Annotated in this window: 17 protein-coding genes; 8 read left to right on the forward strand and 9 right to left on the reverse strand. The window is 45.4% G+C overall.

Annotation, left to right across the window (positions count from 1 at the left end; genetic code table 11):
* Nucleotide 1: 1 nt before the first annotated feature.
* The 4 genes from secB to ACYVGZ_RS14330 all read right to left on the reverse strand — a co-directional run bounded on the left by secB (nt 2) and on the right by ACYVGZ_RS14330 (nt 2,185).
* Entirely contained in the window at nt 2-484 is a 483-nt protein-coding gene (gene secB, locus ACYVGZ_RS14315; protein WP_460756990.1) for a protein-export chaperone SecB, read from the reverse strand.
* Between the two features lie 47 nt (nt 485-531).
* Nucleotides 532-783 carry a glutaredoxin 3 gene (grxC, locus tag ACYVGZ_RS14320; RefSeq protein ID WP_460756992.1) on the reverse strand — a complete coding sequence of 84 codons (252 nt, stop codon included), beginning with the start codon at nt 781-783 and terminating at the stop codon, nt 532-534.
* Nucleotides 784-795: 12 nt separating this feature from the next.
* Complete coding sequence (locus ACYVGZ_RS14325) at nt 796-1,215, reverse strand: rhodanese-like domain-containing protein (protein ID WP_460756996.1); 420 nt, start codon at nt 1,213-1,215, stop codon at nt 796-798.
* Nucleotides 1,216-1,381: 166 nt separating this feature from the next.
* Nucleotides 1,382-2,185: a 2-oxoadipate dioxygenase/decarboxylase family protein gene (locus ACYVGZ_RS14330; protein WP_460756998.1), complete on the reverse strand. Its 804-nt coding sequence runs from the start codon at nt 2,183-2,185 to the stop codon at nt 1,382-1,384.
* A gap of 266 nt (nt 2,186-2,451) precedes the next feature.
* Between ACYVGZ_RS14330 and ACYVGZ_RS14335 the strand changes: the two genes are divergently transcribed.
* The 5 genes from ACYVGZ_RS14335 to ACYVGZ_RS14355 all read left to right on the forward strand — a co-directional run bounded on the left by ACYVGZ_RS14335 (nt 2,452) and on the right by ACYVGZ_RS14355 (nt 8,508).
* Complete coding sequence (locus tag ACYVGZ_RS14335; RefSeq protein WP_460757001.1) at nt 2,452-3,357, forward strand: LysR substrate-binding domain-containing protein; 906 nt, start codon at nt 2,452-2,454, stop codon at nt 3,355-3,357.
* Between the two features lie 100 nt (nt 3,358-3,457).
* Nucleotides 3,458-4,987 carry a 2,3-bisphosphoglycerate-independent phosphoglycerate mutase gene (gene gpmI, locus ACYVGZ_RS14340; RefSeq protein ID WP_460757004.1) on the forward strand — a complete coding sequence of 510 codons (1,530 nt, stop codon included), beginning with the start codon at nt 3,458-3,460 and terminating at the stop codon, nt 4,985-4,987.
* Between the two features lie 16 nt (nt 4,988-5,003).
* Nucleotides 5,004-6,140, forward strand: coding sequence for a murein hydrolase activator EnvC family protein (locus ACYVGZ_RS14345; RefSeq protein WP_460757007.1), 1,137 nt, complete (start codon nt 5,004-5,006; stop codon nt 6,138-6,140).
* 47 nt (nt 6,141-6,187) lie between these two features.
* Nucleotides 6,188-7,450: a S41 family peptidase gene (locus ACYVGZ_RS14350; protein WP_460757010.1), complete on the forward strand. Its 1,263-nt coding sequence runs from the start codon at nt 6,188-6,190 to the stop codon at nt 7,448-7,450.
* Nucleotides 7,451-7,467: 17 nt separating this feature from the next.
* Entirely contained in the window at nt 7,468-8,508 is a 1,041-nt protein-coding gene (locus ACYVGZ_RS14355; RefSeq protein ID WP_460757012.1) for a divergent polysaccharide deacetylase family protein, read from the forward strand.
* A gap of 1,314 nt (nt 8,509-9,822) precedes the next feature.
* Here ACYVGZ_RS14355 and ACYVGZ_RS14360 read toward each other — a convergent pair.
* The 5 genes from ACYVGZ_RS14360 to glnA form a co-directional block, all read right to left on the reverse strand.
* Complete coding sequence (locus tag ACYVGZ_RS14360; RefSeq protein WP_460757015.1) at nt 9,823-10,377, reverse strand: L-threonylcarbamoyladenylate synthase; 555 nt, start codon at nt 10,375-10,377, stop codon at nt 9,823-9,825.
* Between the two features lie 79 nt (nt 10,378-10,456).
* Complete coding sequence (locus ACYVGZ_RS14365; RefSeq protein WP_460757017.1) at nt 10,457-10,837, reverse strand: DUF3461 family protein; 381 nt, start codon at nt 10,835-10,837, stop codon at nt 10,457-10,459.
* A gap of 130 nt (nt 10,838-10,967) precedes the next feature.
* Nucleotides 10,968-12,395 carry a nitrogen regulation protein NR(I) gene (ntrC, locus tag ACYVGZ_RS14370; RefSeq protein ID WP_460757020.1) on the reverse strand — a complete coding sequence of 476 codons (1,428 nt, stop codon included), beginning with the start codon at nt 12,393-12,395 and terminating at the stop codon, nt 10,968-10,970.
* Nucleotides 12,392-13,474: a nitrogen regulation protein NR(II) gene (gene glnL, locus ACYVGZ_RS14375; protein ID WP_460757022.1), complete on the reverse strand. Its 1,083-nt coding sequence runs from the start codon at nt 13,472-13,474 to the stop codon at nt 12,392-12,394. Before glnL ends, ntrC begins: the two co-directional genes overlap by 4 nt.
* A 196-nt stretch (nt 13,475-13,670) precedes the next feature.
* The gene (gene glnA, locus ACYVGZ_RS14380; protein ID WP_460757026.1) at nt 13,671-15,077 is read right to left on the reverse strand and encodes a glutamate--ammonia ligase; all 1,407 of its coding nucleotides are present in this window, start codon (nt 15,075-15,077) and stop codon (nt 13,671-13,673) included.
* A 333-nt stretch (nt 15,078-15,410) separates the two neighbouring features.
* Here glnA and thiI point away from each other — a divergent pair, with 333 nt between their 5' ends.
* The 3 genes from thiI (at nt 15,411) to dtd (ending at nt 19,462) form a co-directional block, all read left to right on the forward strand.
* Entirely contained in the window at nt 15,411-16,862 is a 1,452-nt protein-coding gene (thiI, locus tag ACYVGZ_RS14385) for a tRNA uracil 4-sulfurtransferase ThiI (RefSeq protein WP_460757028.1), read from the forward strand.
* A gap of 231 nt (nt 16,863-17,093) precedes the next feature.
* Entirely contained in the window at nt 17,094-18,914 is a 1,821-nt protein-coding gene (gene typA, locus ACYVGZ_RS14390) for a translational GTPase TypA (protein ID WP_460757031.1), read from the forward strand.
* Between the two features lie 110 nt (nt 18,915-19,024).
* Entirely contained in the window at nt 19,025-19,462 is a 438-nt protein-coding gene (dtd, locus tag ACYVGZ_RS14395; RefSeq protein ID WP_460757034.1) for a D-aminoacyl-tRNA deacylase, read from the forward strand.
* Nucleotides 19,463-19,606: the final 144 nt, after the last annotated feature.

The raw sequence follows: 19,606 nt of genomic DNA on the forward strand, positions 1-19,606 counted from the left end.
TTTATTGCTCTGTTTGAGTGTCAGCTTGTTGTTTTTGCAAGCTTTCTAGGTACAAAGCATCGAAGTTGATCGGTGCGAGCATGACAGCAGGGAAGCTACCTTTCACGACAATGGCATCTACATTCTCACGTGCATATGGGAAAAGCGTCGCAGGGCAGAAGGCACCCAATGCATGATGTAGCTGCTGATCGTCAAGACCTGAAATGACAAACAGACCGCCTTGTTGAACTTGAACTAGGTAGGCCGCTTCATCGTTGTTTTTCACATTAACCGTGATTTCTAATACAACTTCGTAAACGTTTTCGCCTACTTGGCGGCTCTTAGTGTTTAGTTCAAGGCCAACTTCAGGTTTCCATTCTTCTTGGAAAACCATAGGAGAACGTGGAGATTCGAAAGAAATGTCTTTCAAGAATACTCGTTGCATAGAAAGCTGTGGGCCTTGTGCTTCTTGTGTTTCAGTCGCTGCACTTGTCGTATCAGACATGTTTGATCCTTTTTATAGTCAATTATAATAATGTGAAAAGAAAACCGTTAAGCCAAAAGGTTATCTAGCTTAGCGGCATGTTCAAGGGCGAAAAGATCATCACATCCGCCGACATGCAGGTCGCCAATCCAGATTTGTGGCACAGTGTGGCGGCCACTTTTTTGTTTCATTTCTTCTCTTAGTTGAGGTTTCCCATCAACCACGATCTCATTAAAGGCAACACTTTTACTGTTCAATAGCTGTTTCGCACGAATGCAAAATGGACAGTAATCGCTAGAATAGATAGTGACAGATGCCATAATTATACCCTGTTATGCTTTAACCAAAGGAAGGTTAGAAGATTGCCATTCAGCAATGCCACCTTGCAGTTTAAATACCTTGCTAAAGCCCGCTTTTTTAAGTTCTTTAGCGCTTGCTCCAGCATTAATGCCAGACTTACACGTTAAAATAATAGGGGCGTCTTTATGCTTTTCAAGGGACTTAAGCTGGTCCTTAAGCTTGGTCGCAGGAACATTCACTGCACCTGTTATATGGCCGCCTTTAAATTCTTTTTCAGGGCGGATATCCACAATCACGGCATCTTCAGTATTAATCATAGTGGTTGCTGCGGAGGGGGTGAGGGCTTGCGCACCGCCTTTGCTTTCAACAAAGATTAAGGTTGCCAAAATGGCAAGGAATACCGCTACCATTTCCCAATGGTTGATCGAAAATTCAATTAATTGGTTCATCATAATCGTAAAGCCTATAGTAAAACTGCCAGCATTATACACACCGAATAGCAAGGATACATAGCCTTTAGACTTAGCTTTTAAGTATCTATTTAAAACCCATAAAATTTTTAGAATAAAAAAAAGCTAAGAGTGCCGAAAGCACTCTTAGTAATGTGAGGGGGAGAACCTAGTTAACGTTAGTAGAATCAAATATTTTATCGGCATTACCTTCGATGAAACTATCGAATAATTGGCCGTTTGTTTGCTTGTGGCGCAGTGCAAATTCGTAAAAGCAGCTCGGAATCGTGCTCTGTGTACCACAAGAAAACTGATACTCAATTTTGTCAGCCATGGTAGACGACTGCTCTAGGTAAGCTTCCGGTGATCCTTTGATGAGACCGCCTACTTGATTGAGTTGATAACCTTCGTCTAGTAGCAGTTGGTTTACATCCTCCAAGCAGCTAAAACCTGTTAGATGATTGACGCTGACGGTGAAATGGTTGGCTTGTAAGCCCATAGTCGCAAGCCAAGCAGCATATTCTGACTCTTCGCTCAGCGTCTTATAGTCTTCGTTTGAAGGTGTATCCCACAGTTTGCCTGCCCAAAAAATAGCAGGGCTTTGCACCGCATCCGCAGGAATTTGCTTAACCAGTTTGTTGATGATGGTTTGGCTGTCAGAGCTGAGCTCTTCTACTAACAATTCAGAAAGGAAAATCTTAGGTGCCGTCTCTTGCTCGCTATGCTTATAACAACGAGCTTTTAGGTGTTTATTCTCAAAACGAAACGCGCCATATGCTTGGTAGCCCAGTGCAAAGAGCTGTTGTTCCAGTACTGCTAGGCTGATGGGAGAGTTATTAAAGGTACGAAAAGCCACATGGTCATTTAAAACCTGTTCGCCTCGGGCTTGAAATAGCGCTTGAATTTTAGCGGCTTGGGGGGTGACATGAGTATATTGTTGCCATAGAGAAGAATAGAAATCAGTAACTTGCATCGTAGAACCTCAAAAAATAGTCTGTCTTTAAAGCACTTTAGAAGCAATATCAAAGAATGACAAAGGATGAAAATGCACTTTGTTATGCGTAAATCTTCTGCGATACCACATATCGCTTAAGAACCTGCGTCAAGATAGCCTATGAAAAAAGTATTTTTACCGAAAAAGCTTGAGAAAACCGGAGTGATACAGGATTTCAGGTTGGGCTTAGAAAGGGAATGAGGTAGAGTAAGTTGCATCTATTTTGCAAACTAAATGGCATTTAAATGAGGCGATACATTCCCTCTTCAACGGCATTAAAATGCTTTGAAGCATCCGTTAGGCACCTTAGCTTTACCCGCGCAGCAGAAGAGTTACATTTGACGCAAAGTGCGGTAAGCCGACAGATCCGGAATCTGGAAGAGTTTTTGTCCCGAGACTTGTTCATTCGCTTGAATAAGCGATTGGTACTGACAGGAACCGGTGCGGCCTATTATAAAGAAGTGGTGCCATTGCTCGATGGAATGGAAAGCGCTTGCTTGCGTATGTTACATAGAGAGGATGAAAAAACTACCCTTACGATATCGGCGTTACCGACTTTTGCGTCCCATTGGCTCATGCCACGCTTAGCAGAGTTTCAACGTGCGCATCCTCAGTTTCAGATCAAGCTGCGTTCTCTGGACGACGCTGCCAAGATTGATCCAGAGTGTATCGATATTATTTTGCACTATGGTGGTGATCATTGGCCACGAGCTGTGTCCCACCAATTACTAAGGGAACAAGTCGTCGCGGTATGCTCGCCAAGTTTATTAACAAACTTGGCGCCACAAAAAACGTTTGAAGATTGGTGCTTAACTGACGTAACAGAACTGCCTTTACTGCATTTATCGTCGCGGATTAACGCTTGGCCAGACTGGATGGTAGCAAAAGGACTGGAAGGTGGTGCCTATGCTGGCACATCCTTTGCTCACTTTCATATGCTCCTTGAAGCTGCGAAGAACGCCATGGGGGTTGCAATAATGCCGACTATTTTAGCCCATAAAAGTTTACAAAATGGGGAGTTGGTCGCGCCGTTTGGTGAATCGATAACGACAGACCATGAATACCTTTTATCTTACCCAGCTGATAAGGCTGATTTAGAGCAGGTAGTCACCTTTCGAGACTGGTTATTGGCACAAGGGCGCATGCCATAAAACGTATCTATAGCATACATAGAAATTGGGCTATGTAATAAAATTACACGAATGTGGTAGTATCAAGTGAACGTTAGATCAAAAATTTGGAAGGATTAACATGAGTAAGAAAACAACCGCACTCTTTATTCTTGATGGTTGGGGGTACAGTGAGACCTCTACATCGAATGCTATCACAGCGGCGAATACCCCAAACTGGGACGCGTTGTGGGGTAACCGTCCACATACTTTGATCAAAACTTCTGGTATGGCTGTTGGTCTACCTGAAGGTCAGATGGGTAACTCTGAAGTGGGCCATATGAACTTAGGCGCAGGACGAGTGGTCTACCAGAACTTCACCCGCATTAGTAAAGCCATTGAAGATGGCAGCTTCTTCGAAAACCCTGCTTTAGTAGCGGGAGTCGACAAAGCCATAAGTGCTGGTAAAGCAGTACATATTCTTGGCTTATTGTCAGCGGGTGGGGTGCACAGCCACCATGAGCAGATTTTGGCAATGTGCGAAATGGCCGTAAAACGCGGCGCTAAAGCTGTGTATGTGCATGGCTTTACGGATGGTCGTGACACACCGCCTCGTTCAGCAGGTGAACCCATTGCTGACTTAGAAGCGAAACTAGCAGAGTTAGGTGTTGGTAAGATTGCCAGCTTAACAGGTCGTTATTTTGCTATGGACCGTGATAACCGCTGGGACCGAGTACAAACCGCTTACGATGCGATTACTTTGGGTAAAGGTGAATTTCAGGCAGAAAGCGCAGAGCAAGCGATTGCAGATGCTTACGCTCGTGATGAAAACGATGAGTTTGTGAGAGCAACTATCATAGGTGAAGCCGTGCAGTTAGAAGATGGTGACGCAGTCGTGTTTGCTAACTTCAGACCAGATCGTGCTCGCCAATTAACGCGTGCGTTCACTGAGCCAAGTTTTGATGGCTTTACCCGCTCTGCAACACCTGCTTTAGCGGCTTTTGTTACCTTTACTGAATTTGCTTCTGATATCCAAGCGGATGTTGCATTCCCTCCTGTTGCCCTGACCAACACGTTAGGGGAAGTTCTAGCAAAAGCTAATAAGAAACAGCTACGTATCGCTGAAACAGAGAAGTATGCTCATGTGACTTTCTTTTTCAATGGCGGTGAAGAAGCTTTATTTGAGGGCGAGGAGCGAGAGCTGATCCCTTCCCCAAATGTTGCTACCTATGATTTGCAGCCTGAAATGAGTGCTCCGGAAGTCACAGATAAACTGGTTGAAGTGATTGAAGCAGGAAAATACGACACGATTATCTGTAACTTCGCCAATGGTGATATGGTTGGTCATAGTGGTATTTTTGACGCAGCGGTAAAAGCAGTAGAGGCGGTGGATGCCTGCCTAGGTCGTATTCTTACTGCACTGGAAGCAAATGGTGGTCAGTGTCTTATCACAGCAGATCACGGTAACGTGGAGCAAATGCTCAGTGACGATGGCACCCAGCCTTTGACTTCTCATACGATTGAGCCGGTCCCACTGGTATTGGTCTCGCCGAACGACACCTGGGGTGTTAAAGAAGGCGCTTTGTGTGATCTAGCTCCCACTTTATTAGAAATGATGGGGATGGCGAAGCCTGAAGAAATGACGGGTGAGAGTTTACTTACCAAGTCTTAAGGAACCAAAACACAATATGAAAAAAAGCATACTTGGAGTCTTGCTTATCCTGCTGTCCAGCTTTGGCTGGACAGCAGGAGAACCTCAAACGCCGGAAGAGGCGAAGCAACAAATAGAGGCTTTGCAAAAGGACCTTGCACGCTTGAATCGTTGGATGAAAGAACTGAAATCGGAGCGCTCAGGTGTGGAGTCTGAGCTTGAAGATAAAGAGCAAGCAATTCAAGACCTTGTGAAAAAGCTGCAAGAAATACAAGAGTCATTAAAAAAAAGTGACAAGCAGTTGAGCGAGCTGCGAACTCAACAGAAGAGTCTGCAACTCAGTATTCAACAGCAAAATGATCAAATAGCCGCCCAATTAAGGGCGGTTTATCGTTCTGGGGAAGAAGAAAGCCTTAAATTACTATTAAACGGTAATAACACCGAGCAAGCACAACGTTTGGTGGAATATAATCGCTATTTTTCCAATGCAAGAACGTCTCTTATTAATGGCTTCATTAATGAAGTCAGTGACTTAGAAATTGTCGAAAAAAGCATTCGGAGCCATAGTGCTCAGCAAGCCAGAGAAAAAGCAAATTTAGTGGCTCAACAAGAGCAGCTGGTGGCTCAACAAAAACAGCGTAAGCAATTACTCAGTAAAATCGAGCAGGATTTACAACAAGGCAATAAACGCTCTACCCAGCTGATTGAAGACCGCCAAAGTCTACAGAGTTTATTACAACAGCTTGAAGAAGCCTTGGCAGCTGCCGAGTTACAAATACCCGACCAAGACGAACCTTTCTCAACCTTAAGGGGAAAGTTGGTTAGACCTTTACAAAAAGTCAGCGCCCTACCAAATATTGGTCAGGTGAATCTAGGTGGTGTCACCCTTAAGGCTAAAGAGGGGGAAGCGGTAAAAGCGATTTATCAAGGTCGCGTCGTCTTCTCAGACTGGATGCGAGGTTTTGGCTTTCTACTGATTCTTGATCATGGCGAAGGTTATATGTCCTTGTACGGCTATAATCAGAGTTTATTAAAAGAAGTGGGTGAGTGGGTGAGCGCTAACGAGACGGTAGCCACCGCAGGCAGTTCAGGAGGTCGACCAGATCCAGGGCTGTTTTTTGCGATCCGCCATAATGGCACACCATTAAAACCCCTTTCTTGGGTCAGAACTTGATATACTAACTTAATACTTTTTCACGCATAGGAAGGAACGGCTGTAAAATGAACATCATGACTCGTATTCTTGCTTCGCTCGCTCTTTTCTTGAGTTCGTCTTTGGTGTTGGCCGCAGAGGACAAACCTTCCTCTTTTCCTGTTAGCAAAATTCAGTCATTCGTTGAAGCTTTTGAAACCATTCGAGAAGGCTACGTAGAAGTTTTGTCGGACGATGAAATCCTTCAAAAAGCGTTAAAAGGTATGGTTACCACGTTAGACCCTCATTCTGAATATTTCACCAAAGCTGAACTAGTAGAGTTCAACGAGCTTACGTCTGGAAAATACGCCGGCATAGGGGTTGAGGTAGAACTGCGCGACAACCGCTTAATTATCGTCGCGCCTATTGATGGATCTGCAGCGTCAGAAGCGGGCATTTTACCCGGTGATGTGGTGGTCCGTGTTGATAAGACTCTAATCACGGATTTAGGAATGCAAGATATCGTGAATCTGATGCGCGGTGAAGTAGGCTCAAAAGTGCACCTCGACATTGAACGAGGAGATGAAATTATTGGTTTTGATTTGGAACGCCGTCTTATTGAAGACGACAGTGTCACTGCTGAGTGGCTGGCGCCTAATGTGGCATATATTCGAATTAGTCAGTTTCAAAGCGACAGCAGTGACGAAATGCGTACTGCTATTAAGGATCTGCAAGACGAACAGGAAATAAAGAGTCTAGTTTTAGATTTAAGAAACAACCCAGGTGGTGTACTTCAAAGTGCCGTTGGGGTTGTTGATAGCTTTTTAAATAGTGGCTTGATTGTCTATACCGATGGTCGCCATGAAATTTCAAAAAATCAATTTGCTGCTTCTTCTAGTACGACGTTACTAGCAACTGTGCCTCTTGTCGTACTGGTTAATGAAGGGTCAGCCTCGGCCTCTGAAATTGTGGCTGGCGCATTACAAGACCAAAACAGAGCGATCATTTTGGGCGTTGAAACCTTTGGTAAAGGGTCTGTGCAAACCATAGTGCCTTTATCTAATGGGGATGCCGTAAAACTGACTACGGCGTTATATTACACGCCAGAAGGGCGCTCTATTCAAGCTCAAGGTATCGTGCCAGACTTAATTGTTCCTCAGGCCAAACTTAGTTTTGATAACGATCGCTTTTTCGTTAAGGAATCTGAGTTAAAGGGGCACCTTGGTAATGGGACGGGAGGCAAAGAGCACACCAGTGCAGATGTTAGCACCAGTCTAAATGAGCTTGCCTTAGAAGACTTTCAACTCTATCAAGCATTGCTGATTTTAAACTCTCAACCTAAGTTGCATTAAACCCCGTGATTTCTATTTTGTCTTACATACGTTCGTATGTTCCCGTACTGAGAGCAAAGCAATACACCTTAAAAATTACAGCCTTTGCTTTGCTCATACAACTAATTACCCCAACCGCTTTAATGGCTGAGCAAACACAGCCAGTTATGCTGCTAGGACCACTAATCGCTGAGTCTAATGAACAAGATGCTCCAAAGCTGAATGAGTTAGGCCCTCTGGTTGATTGGACTGAATTTCTGCCGGGGCCGGCTTCGACACCGGCCCAACCAAAGAGTCAGCCGGGTATTCCCTATGTCTTATCTGACGACGATCCCCAAGAAGATAAAGTCGTTAAACCAGATACAGAGCAAGTGGAGCAAACAAAGCTTGTTGAAGTGGAAGTAAAAGAGGAATCTATAGATAAAGCCAAAATTGTCATATTAATCGATGACCTAGGCTATAACCGTAAAGGTATGGAAGGGGCTCTCGCACTTCCAAACGAAGTGGCATTAGCTATTTTACCAAGTACGCCGTTTGCTCAGAAAACGGCACTCACTTCAAAAGAACAAGGGCGCTTAATTATTTTGCATGCCCCAATGGAAACAGAGCACAAGTTTAAGCTTGGACCAGGTGGCTTGTATGCCGATATGACAGAGCAGGAATTGAAAGAAACCTTGCTAAGAGACATTGAAAGTCTACCGGATATTCAAGGCGTGAATAATCATATGGGTAGCTTGCTGACAGCTCAACCAGATGCAATGCAATGGGTTATGGAAACCCTTAAGCCCAGGTCACTCTTCTTTATTGACAGCTTAACAAGCCCTCACAGCGTGGCAGAACAAACAGCGAAAGAAATGGGGCTAAAAACTGCCAAGCGCGATGTCTTCTTAGACAATTTTCGGACGGAAAAAGCCATTGATAAACAGTTTTCACGGCTCGTTAAACTGGCCCACAAACAGGGCATTGCATTAGCGATTGGGCATCCTTACCCAGAAACCATGACGTACCTGAAAAAGCGCCTCGCTCAGCTAGAAAGCGACCACGTCGAATTAGTGCCCTTAACTGCCATCCTCAAATAACCCCGGTTTAATCAAAAAATTGCATGTTGATGCGCAGGTCATGGTTCGCGAAGCGAATCTGACGCCGAGGGCGAAGCCCTCGTATAACACCAATGGATTTGGTTCAATTATGGGCGCTTCGCACCCAACAGCGCATTACGATTTGGTGGTGCATTACAAATTGATGGGGCATTGTCGTTAATCGAAAAATTGCATGTTGATGCGTAGGTCACGGTTCGCGAAGCGAATCTGACGCCGAGGGCGCAGCCCTCGTATAGCACCAATGGATTTGGTTCAATTATGGGCGCTTCGCACCCAACGGCGCCCTACGATTTGGCGGTGCATTACAAATTGATGGGGCATTGTAGTTAATCGAAAAGTTGCATGTTGATGCGTAGGTCACGGTTCGCGAAGCGAATCTGACGCCGAGGGCGAAGCCCTCGTATAACACCAATGGATTTGGTTCAATTATGGGCGCTTCGCACCCAACGGCGCATTACGGCCTTCGGCCTAACGGCGCCCTACGATTGACGGCGCATTTTTTTAATCGAAAAATTGCATGTTAATGCGTAGGTCACGGTTCGCGAAGCGAATCTGACGCCGAGGGCGAAGCCCTCGTATGACACCAATGGATTTGATGTCGCCATCGTTTAACACCAATGTAATTTGGTTCAATCATTGGCGCTTCGCACCCAACGGCGCCCTACGATTTGGCGGTGCATTACAAATTGATGGGGCATTGTAGTTAATCGAAAAGTTGCATGTTGATGCGTAGGTCACGGTTCGCGAAGCGAATCTGACGCCGAGGGCGCAGCCCTCGTATAACATCAATGGATTTGATGTCGCCATCGTTTAACACCAATGTAATTTGGTTCAATCATTGGCGCTTCGCACCCAACGGCGCATTACGGCCTTCGGCCTAACAGCGCCCTACAATTGACGGCGCATTTTTTTAATCGAAAAATTGCATGTTGATGCGTAGGTCACGGTTCGCGAAGCAAATCTGACGCCGAGGGCGAAGCCCTCGTATAACACCAATGGATTTGATGTCGCCATCGTTTAACACCAATGTAATTTGGTTCAATCATTGGCGCTTCGCACCCAACGGCGCATTACGGCCTTCGGCCTAACAGCGCCCTACAATTGACGGCGCATTTTTTTAATCGAAAACTTGCATGTTAATGCGTAGGTCATGGTTCGCGAAGCGAATCTGACGCCGAGGGCGCAGCCCTCGTATAACATCAATGGATTTGGTTCAATTATGGGCGCTTCGCACCCAACGGCGCATTACGGCCTGCGGCCTAACGGCGCCCTACGATTGACGGCGCATTACGGTTAACGGAATACTTTGCCGGTGATCAGGTCTTGTACCTGGGAAGGTTGCGCTGCTTGCCCTAACGGTGCGTCATAAATGGCGTCTATTTTATCGCCGAAATAGGCTTGCACTTCTTCTGGGGTCATGGCGGGTTCAAGTCCTGCAGGGTTGGCTGATGTGGAAACCAAGACACCACCAAACGCGGCACATAATGCCTGTACAGGCTGGTGTTTGGATAGCCGAATGGCAACACTTTTATGCTCTCCTCTTACCCAGCTAGGCGTGATACTCGTATCGGGCACCACCCATGAGGTAGGGCGATCGGTTGGGCTGATTAAGCGTTCCGCTTCATCATGATCAAGCACTTGGGTCCAAGGGGCAAGGTGGTCTTTATGACCCCCAATAAGAATTAAACCTTTGGCTTCAGGGCGCGATTTAATCTCTAGAATACGTCTTACTGCTTTGGCATTAAAAGGGTCGCAGCCTAACCCCCAAACGGCCTCAGTTGGGTAGGCAATGACCGCGCCTTGAGCTAATAATTGGGCTAGTTCGTTCTCGTTTTGGATTCGTTTCATAGAAGGTATTATTCATGCAGAAACTGGTTGAGAGTGTTTACTCAACCAGTACGTGGAGATATTGAAAAGCTGTAAAATATTAAGAAATTGCGTCGATTTTCTGTTTAATTTCGCTGATCTTGCTCGTCATTACTTTTTCTAAGTGATCAAGCTCTTTGATCAAGTCTTCTTTCGTGACCTTGGCTTCTTCCTGTTTACCAACGATCTGGCTCAGTTCTTCCATTGCTCTAAGAACGATCAAAGAAGGCTCTTGCACTTGGCGATAAGTCTGTTGGCCACCGTCAGCTAATACGGTTTTTGTCGAACGGCCAAATTTGAATTTTTTACTCTTAGGAAGTAAAGAACCTTTCTCTCGACGGTAATAGACTTTAAGAACATCGTGTCCTCCTTCGTAACGAAGGGTGAATTTTTCAATGTCTTGTATACTGGTAATGCCCATAGATTCGAGAGTTGGATACATAGTGAGTTCCCTATAGATATGTTTGAATAGCTTTTATTAGTAGGGGATAGTATCGCTAAAAGCAAGTGTTTGGGCAAAAAATCCCCACAGAATATCGATTTAAATCAATTTGATATCCTGTGGGTGTGGCTTACTCTTCGTCTTGATCGGAATGATCAATGTTAAGCTCTTTAATTTTTCGCGTCAGAGTGTTCCGTCCCCAACCTAGTAGCAAAGAGGCATCTCGACGACGGCCACCAGTATGGGCAAGGGCGGTTTCAATCATAATTCGCTCAAATTTAGGCACAGCTTGTTCCAGAATGCCTTTTTGTCCCGAGGCCAAGCTGCTATCAACCCAATTTTTAAGGGCTTCTTCCCAAGAATTAAATGGCATTTCGCTGGTGGTAGCAGACAAGAGTTCTGGGGGTAAATCTTCAACCAACACTTCGCGGCCGGATGCCATAACAATCAACCATCGGCAGGTGTTCTCTAATTGACGAACGTTACCCGGCCAATCCAGTTGAGTAAGATACTGCTCAGTCTCTTTAGTTAGAACCTTAGGTTCAACGGCAAGTTCTTCAGCCGCTCGGCTCAAGAAATGACGGGCCAGCTTCGGAATATCCTCGCGTCTTTCTGCCAATTTAGGTAAGTGAATGCGAATCACATTTAGGCGATGAAATAAATCTTCACGGAACGACCCTTTTTCAACCAGACCTTCTAAATCTTGGTGTGTGGCAGCAATAATACGAACATCGACTTTTACCGGAATGTGTCCACCTACACGATAGAATTCACCATCGGCTAATACGCGCAGTAATCGAGTTTGGGTTTCAGCCGGCATATCGCCGATTTCATCGAGGAAGAGGGTGCCGCCATTCGCCTGCTCAAAGCGGCCTCGACGTAAGGTATTTGCCCCCGTAAAAGCCCCTTTTTCATGACCAAATAATTCTGACTCAATTAAATCATGAGGAATCGCTGCCATATTGAGGGCAATGAAAGGGTTGCTAGCGCGAGGGCTGTGAGTATGCAAAGCTTGTGCGACCAACTCCTTACCAGTACCAGACTCACCGTTAATAAGAACCGTGATATTAGAGTTCGCTAAGCGACCAATAGCACGAAACACCTCTTGCATGGCAGGCGCTTCACCAATGATTTCTTTATTAACTTCTGGCTCAATAGGAATCTCTTCTGCGCTTGGCTTAGCATTCTTATGGTGCAACATGGCACGTTTTACTAAGCTGACGGCTTCTTCTACATCGAACGGTTTTGGCAAGTATTCAAATGCCCCGCCTTGGTATGATGCCACAGCACTTTCTAAGTCGGAGTGTGCCGTCATTACAATGACGGGTAGATAAGGGAAGTCCTGTTGCAGCTTACTTAACAGGGTTAAACCGTCCATGCCTGGCATGCGAATGTCACTAATAATCGCGCTGGGTTGCTCTTTTGCTAACATGCTGACCAGGTTTTCGGCAGAGTCAAAAAGTTTACATTGAATGCCTTCTTGCTCTAGTGTTTTTTCTAAAACCCAGCGAATAGAACGATCATCGTCCACTATCCATACAGTTTCATCGTTTGTCATAAAGTGTTCTCCTTCGCTGGCGAGCTTTCAATCGGTATTAATATGTTAAATTCGGTGTGTCTTTCATCACTGCTACACTCAATAATGCCGTGGTGTTGATGGATAATTGATTGAGCGATAGACAGTCCTAATCCCGTGCCGTCAGCACGACCACTGACCATGGGGTAAAATAGAGTTTTCAAAATGTTAGGGGGAATGCCGGGGCCGTTGTCTATTACACTGACCTTGACCACCAAACGGTGGCGATTCGCGCCAATAGTGAATTGTCTTAACGTTCTTGTGACTAAACGAATCTCTTTATAGTCATTTGGGTATTCAGACAGTAGCGCCTGCATCGCATTGCGGGTCACATTTAACATGGCTTGTATAAGCTGGTCTTCATCACCCAGAATGTCAGGAATACTGGGATCATAGTCGCGGATTAGTTCAATTTTATTATCTGATTCCACCAAGATTAACTGACGCACGCGTTCAATAATGCGGTGAATGTTGAGGTGCTTATTCTTGGGGATTTGCCTTGGACCCAATAAACGATCCACAAGATCACGCAGGCGGTCTGATTCTTCAATAATCACTTGAGTGTAGTCTTTTAGCGCTTCATCACTAAAGGCACGGCTAATGAGTTGGGCCGCGCCGCGAATGCCCCCAAGCGGATTCTTTATCTCGTGAGCTAAACCACGCACTAATTCTTTGCTTGTTTGATGGTTGCTGATTAGCTCCCCTTCCTGAGAAATGCGCTTCATGCGATCTCTAGGGTAAAACTCAATAATCAAGTTTTCTGCTTGGTTAGAAGTACCAAGTACAGGTGTGACCGTGTAATCACAAAACAGCTTTTTGTCATTCACTCGGCCGATTTCTGCGTCACGTTTAGTAAAAGGGTAGCCCGACTCAAGCGCAGCGCGCATAGTGGCTATGCTCTCTTCATCTTCCTGAAAAGCCGCATCAAGATATTGGCCGTATAGGCGTCTGCGACTGACAGCCAGCAACACTTCTGCGGCAGGGTTCAAATATTCAATTTCAAGCCGCTGGTTAAGCTGCACAATGGCAGTAGATAAATGGTCTATTAGTAAATTATGCACGGTTAGCCTCACTATCGATCTTTTGTGTTTGCAAAAAACGAACCAACATTGGGCAATTTTTTATGTCTATTTTTATAGGGATTGCCCGTTGAGCGAGGAATCTAATGCACCAATTGTGTGCATTTTAGCCCAGAGTGTTTTTTTAGGGCAAAAAAAAGCCCCGAATCAGTTCGGGGCTTTGAGTAGAGATTAAACCTTAAACACTGTAGTAAAGGTCGAATTCAACTGGGTGAGTTGTCATGTTAACACGCTCAACTTCTTCAGATTTAAGAGCGATGTAAGCATCGATCATTTCATCTGTGAATACGCCACCTTCAGTTAGGAAAGCACGGCCTTCGTCTAGGCTCTTAAGAGCTTCGTCTAGGCTAGAAGCAACAGTTGGGATAGCCAACGCTTCTTCAGCAGGTAGGTCGTAAAGGTCTTTGTCTGCAGCATCGCCAGGGTGAATCTTGTTTTTGATACCGTCAAGGCCAGCCATCAACATAGCTGCGAAAGCTAGGTATGGGTTAGCGGTTGGATCAGGGAAACGAGCTTCAATACGCTTACCTTTAGGGCTAGCAACGTATGGGATACGGATAGAAGCAGAACGGTTACGAGCAGAGTAAGCAAGCATTACAGGTGCTTCGAAACCAGGAACAAGACGCTTGTATGAGTTAGTAGAAGCGTTTGTGAAAGCGTTTAGTGCTTTCGCATGCTTGATGATACCGCCAATGTAGTAAAGGGCAGTTTCAGATAGTCCAGCGTACTGGTCGCCAGAGAACTGGTTAACACCGTCTTTCCAGAAAGATTGGTGAACGTGCATACCAGAACCGTTGTCACCAACAATTGGTTTAGGCATGAAAGTCGCTGTTTTGCCGTAAGCGTGAGCAACGTTGTGTACACAGTACTTCATTACTTGTACTTCGTCGGCTTTTTTCACCAAAGTGTTGAACTTAACACCGATCTCGTTTTGACCTGCAGTCGCAACCTCGTGGTGATGAACTTCGATTTCTTGGCCCATTGCTTCAATAGCGTTACACATAGCGCCACGAAGGTCATGGTGAGAATCAACTGGTGGTACAGGGAAGTAACCGCCTTTAACGCGAGGACGGTGGCCCATGTTACCGCCTTCGATTGTTTTGTTAGAAGACCAAGCTGCTTCTTCAGCGTTGATCTCAACAGCACAACCAGACATGTCCGCTTTCCATTTTACGTCGTCGAAAATGAAGAACTCAGGCTCAGGACCGAAGAAAGCCGTGTCACCTAGTCCAGTAGACTTAAGGTACTCTTCAGCGCGCAATGCAACAGAGCGTGGGTCGCGGTCGTAGCCTTGCATAGTAGCTGGCTCGATGATGTTACAACGAACAATAACAGTCGCTTCTTCAGTGAAAGGGTCCATTAGAGCTGTGTCAGCCTGTGGCATCATGATCATGTCTGATTCGTTAATGCCTTTCCAACCAGCAATAGAAGAGCCGTCGAACATTTGACCCGTTTCGAAGAATTCCTCGTCTACAGAAGAAGCAGGAATAGTAACGTGCTGTTCTTTACCTTTGAAATCGGTAAAACGAAGGTCTACCCAGCGAGCTTCGTGTTCAGCAATCAACTCAAGAGTCAAGTTTGACATAATTGTTCTCCATTTAAGGTATGCAAAAATACTTTTTGTAATTAACAGCGCGCTTCATGTTGATGCGCAGTTTGGATTTTATATAGCATTTCTTGTGCCAGAATTTTGTGCAGATATAAAAAACTATATAAATCATAAACATATACATGGTTGGTTTTGATTAATGCTATTTATCAATGCACCAGAGTAAAACAACAAACTAAAAACGATCCTTTTTGGTGCGTTATTTTGTCTTGCGCTTAATTGTGGTGCAAAAATAAGGCATTTCGACTTTGCTGACTTTTCTTTATACTCTCGCCATCCTAATCTACGTGGTCATCAGCTAATCTCACTATGAAATTCATTGTTAAGTTCTTTTCCGAAATCACCATTAAAAGCCGTCCTGTTCGCAAAGCATTTGTTAAGCAGCTTCGTCAAAACATACGCCTGGTTTTGCGTAAACTTGATGACGAGGTAGTCGTAACAGGTAATTGGGACTTTATCGAAGTCTACTCGGACCGAGAAGAAATAAGAGAGAGCTTCACAGAAGCATTGTCTTGCATTGCCGGTATTGCGCACTTTCAATATGTACGTGAATTTCCATTTGTCAGTCTCGACGATATAGTAGACGAAGCCGTTACCTCTTACGGTACGGATATTAAAGACGCCATTTTTGCGGTTCGTGTGAAACGAGTGGGGCAGCATGATTTTTCCTCAGTGGAAGCAGAGCGCTACATTGGAGGTTGTTTAAAAGCCCGCTGTGAAGCCAAAGCTGTGCGCCTTAAGGACCCTGAAGTCTTAGTGCCTATCGACATTCGTGACGACCGAGTATGGATGATTGAGCAACGCATAGAAGGGTTGGGTGGCTACCCTATTGGTTCCCAAGACTCAGTGCTGTCCTTGATCTCAGGAGGTTATGACTCCACGGTCAGTTCTTACCTAACAATGAGTCGGGGTTTAAAAACTCACTTCTGCTTCTTTAATTTAGGTGGGGATGCTCATGAGATCGGCGTGAAGCAGGTGTCGAACTTTATTTGGGAAAAATACGGCTCTGCGCTGAACGTAAAGTTTATCACCATACCTTTTGAAGCCGTTGTGGGTGAGATACTGACTAAGGTAGACAATTCTGAAATGGGCGTGGTGCTTAAGCGCATGATGCTCAGAGCCGCCAGCGAAGTCATGGAAGGGGTGGGAGCAAAAGCGCTCGTTACCGGAGAAAGTGTGGCGCAAGTGTCTAGCCAAACTCTGATCAACTTAAAGGTTATCGACCAGGTAACAGACGAATTGGTTATTCGTCCGTTAATCACCATGAACAAACAAGACATCATAGACACTGCCGTTAATATTGGCACCGCGCCTTTTGCAGCCAGTATGCCTGAGTTTTGTGGAGTGATTTCGGTTAAGCCGACCACACGAGCAAAAATGCACCGCATAGAGAAACAAGAAGCAAACTTCGATTTTGCCGTATTGGAAAAAGCCGTAACAGAAGCACAAGTGGTCTCTATTCAGAACGTAATGGACGATGTGGACAAACAGTACCAAGGCGAAGTGCCTGTCGTGCGTATGCCTGTGGGTGAAGAAGTTATTATCGATATTCGCCACCCAGACGAAGCCGCAAATAAACCTTTAAAAGTCAGTGGTCGACCGGTTAAAGCGATTCCTTTCTTCGCTTTGTCTTCTAACTGGAGTGAGTTAGACAGCGACACAACTTATCTACTGTATTGCGGCAAAGGCGTTATGAGCCGTATGCACGCTTCATACTTATTAGGCCAGGGTCACCAAAACGTGGGTGTTTACCTGCCTTAATTTTCCTAACTGAGCTAAGTAAGTCAAAGGACTTGTTTGGCTCAAGCCCTCTGGTTGGAAAGATAATCGCTTTTTGTGTGATTTTTTTCCAACTTTAATGGGATCTTCATCAATATAAGGGTACAATTGCGCGAATTTTGCCCTACCGAGCCTTATTTTCTGTCTTTTATAGAGAAAATCGCCTCGCTGTAGAGCGCTCATTTTTGCTCAAGCCTACGCAGAGAAATTTAAATGTCTAATGATATCAGTAAGTTACGTAACGTAGCTATTATTGCTCACGTTGACCATGGTAAAACAACCTTGGTTGACCAACTACTAAGCCAATCAGGAACGCTTGATCGTAAAGACGAAGGTGCAGAACGCATCATGGACTCAAACGACCAAGAAAAAGAACGTGGCATTACCATTCTGGCAAAAAACACAGCCATCAAATGGAACGACTACCGTATTAACATCGTAGACACCCCTGGACACGCAGACTTCGGTGGTGAAGTAGAGCGCGTATTGTCTATGGTTGACTCTGTATTGTTGCTAGTAGACGCAGTAGATGGCCCAATGCCACAAACGCGTTTTGTAACTTCTAAAGCATTCGAGCGTGGCCTTCGCCCAATCGTTGTTATCAACAAAATTGACCGCCCTGGTGCACGTCCTGACTGGGTAATGGATCAAGTATTTGACCTGTTTGATAGCCTAGGCGCGAACGAAGAGCAACTAGACTTCCCTGTGATCTACGCTTCTGCAATTAATGGTATTTCTGGTAACGACCCAGAAGAAATGGCAGAAGACATGGAGCCTCTATACCAAATGATCGTCGACAGCGTGCCAGTGCCAGATGTTGACCCAGAAGGTACCTTCCAAATGCAGGTTTCTGCATTGGATTACGACAGCTACGTAGGTGTAATCGGTGTAGGTCGTATTACCCGCGGTACGCTTTCGCCAAACCAGCAAGTCGTGGTGAAATCTGCTGATGGCAAAGAACGTAAAGGTAAAGTACTGAACGTTAAAGGCTACCACGGCCTACAGCGTGTCGACACAGACTTAGCAACAGCAGGTGATATCGTATGTATTAACGGTATCGATGGTCTAAGTATTTCCGACACCCTGTGTGACCCAACGAATGTTGAGTCTCTGCCAGTTCTGACTGTCGATGAGCCAACCGTAAGTATGACCTTCATGGTTAACGATTCGCCATTCGCAGGTAAAGAAGGTAAGTTCGTTACTTCGCGTAATATTAAAGATCGTCTTGATCAGGAGCTTATTCACAACGTAGCACTACGTGTAACGCAAGGCGATTCGCCAGATAAGTTCATTGTATCTGGTCGTGGTGAATTGCACTTATCTGTATTGATCGAAACCATGCGTCGTGAAGGTTTTGAGTTGGGGGTTTCTCGTCCTGAAGTAGTACAAAAAGAAGTCGATGGTCAAATTCACGAACCGTTCGAGCAAGTGGTTATCGATGTAGAGGAGCAGCACCAAGGTTCTATCATGGAAGAACTTGGCTTGCGTAAAGCGGAGTTAACCAACATGGAGCCTGACGGTAAAGGCCGTGTACGCCTTGAGTTCGTTGTGCCTTCTCGTGGTTTGATCGGCTTCCGTGGCTTGTTCCTAACTCTAACATCGGGTTCAGGTATCATGACCAGCGTATTCGACCACTATGGCCCAGTAAAGGATGGCGAAGTAAGCAGCCGTCAAAATGGTGTATTGGTTAGTATGCTAACGGGTAAAACCGCGGCTTACGCTTTGTTTAACCTACAAAGCCGTGGTCGTATGTTCCTAGGCCATGCGGTTGATATTTACGAAGGCCAAATCATCGGTATTCACTCTCGTGACAACGATCTAGCGGTAAACCCTGTTAAAGGTAAACAGCTAACCAACGTTCGTGCGTCTGGTACAGATGAAGCCTTAACACTAACGCCACCTATTAAACACACTCTAGAGCAGGCGTTAGAGTTTATCGAAGACGACGAATTGGTAGAAGTAACACCAGAAAGTATTCGTATTCGTAAAAAACTATTAACGGAAAACGAGCGTAAGCGCGCATCCCGTAAATAATACTTAAGAGCAGCAGCAAATAGGCCTGTGTCATGCAGGTTTGTGAGCGACAAAAGCGCCTTCGGGCGCTTTTGTTTTATGGGTAGAATAAGTAGCAAAAGGAGCCTTCAATGAAAGTATTGGTACAACGTTCTTTGGCCGCCAAAGTAGAAGTAAACGGAGAAATTATAGGTGCTATCGACCATGGACAAATGGTCTTAGTCGGCATCGAAAAGGGCGACACCGAAGCCGATACACAGCGTTTAGCCGACAAACTATTAAAATATCGCATGTTTAGCGACGCCGATGGCAAAATGAACCTCAACGTACAGCAAGCTGGCGGTAGCGTATTATTGGTCTCGCAATTTACCCTAGCCGCAGAAACCAAAAAAGGCTTACGCCCTGGCTTCTCCAGTGCCGCCATACCAGCAGAAGGCGAACGACTCTTTAACGACTTCGTCAATAAAGTTCGCGCTCAATACGATAAAGTCGCCACCGGACAATTCGGCGCAGACATGCAAGTCACCTTCACCAACGACGGCCCCGTCACCTTCATGCTCGAATCATAACACCTGACCATTGGAATCATGCACCGTCAATCGTAGGGCGCCGTTAGGCCGAAGGCCGTAATGCGCCGTTGGGTGCGCAGCGCCCATGATTGAACCAAACCAAATCGGCGTTATACGATGTCATCGCCAAATCCATTGGTATCG

Source organism: Marinomonas epiphytica (assembly GCF_054780655.1).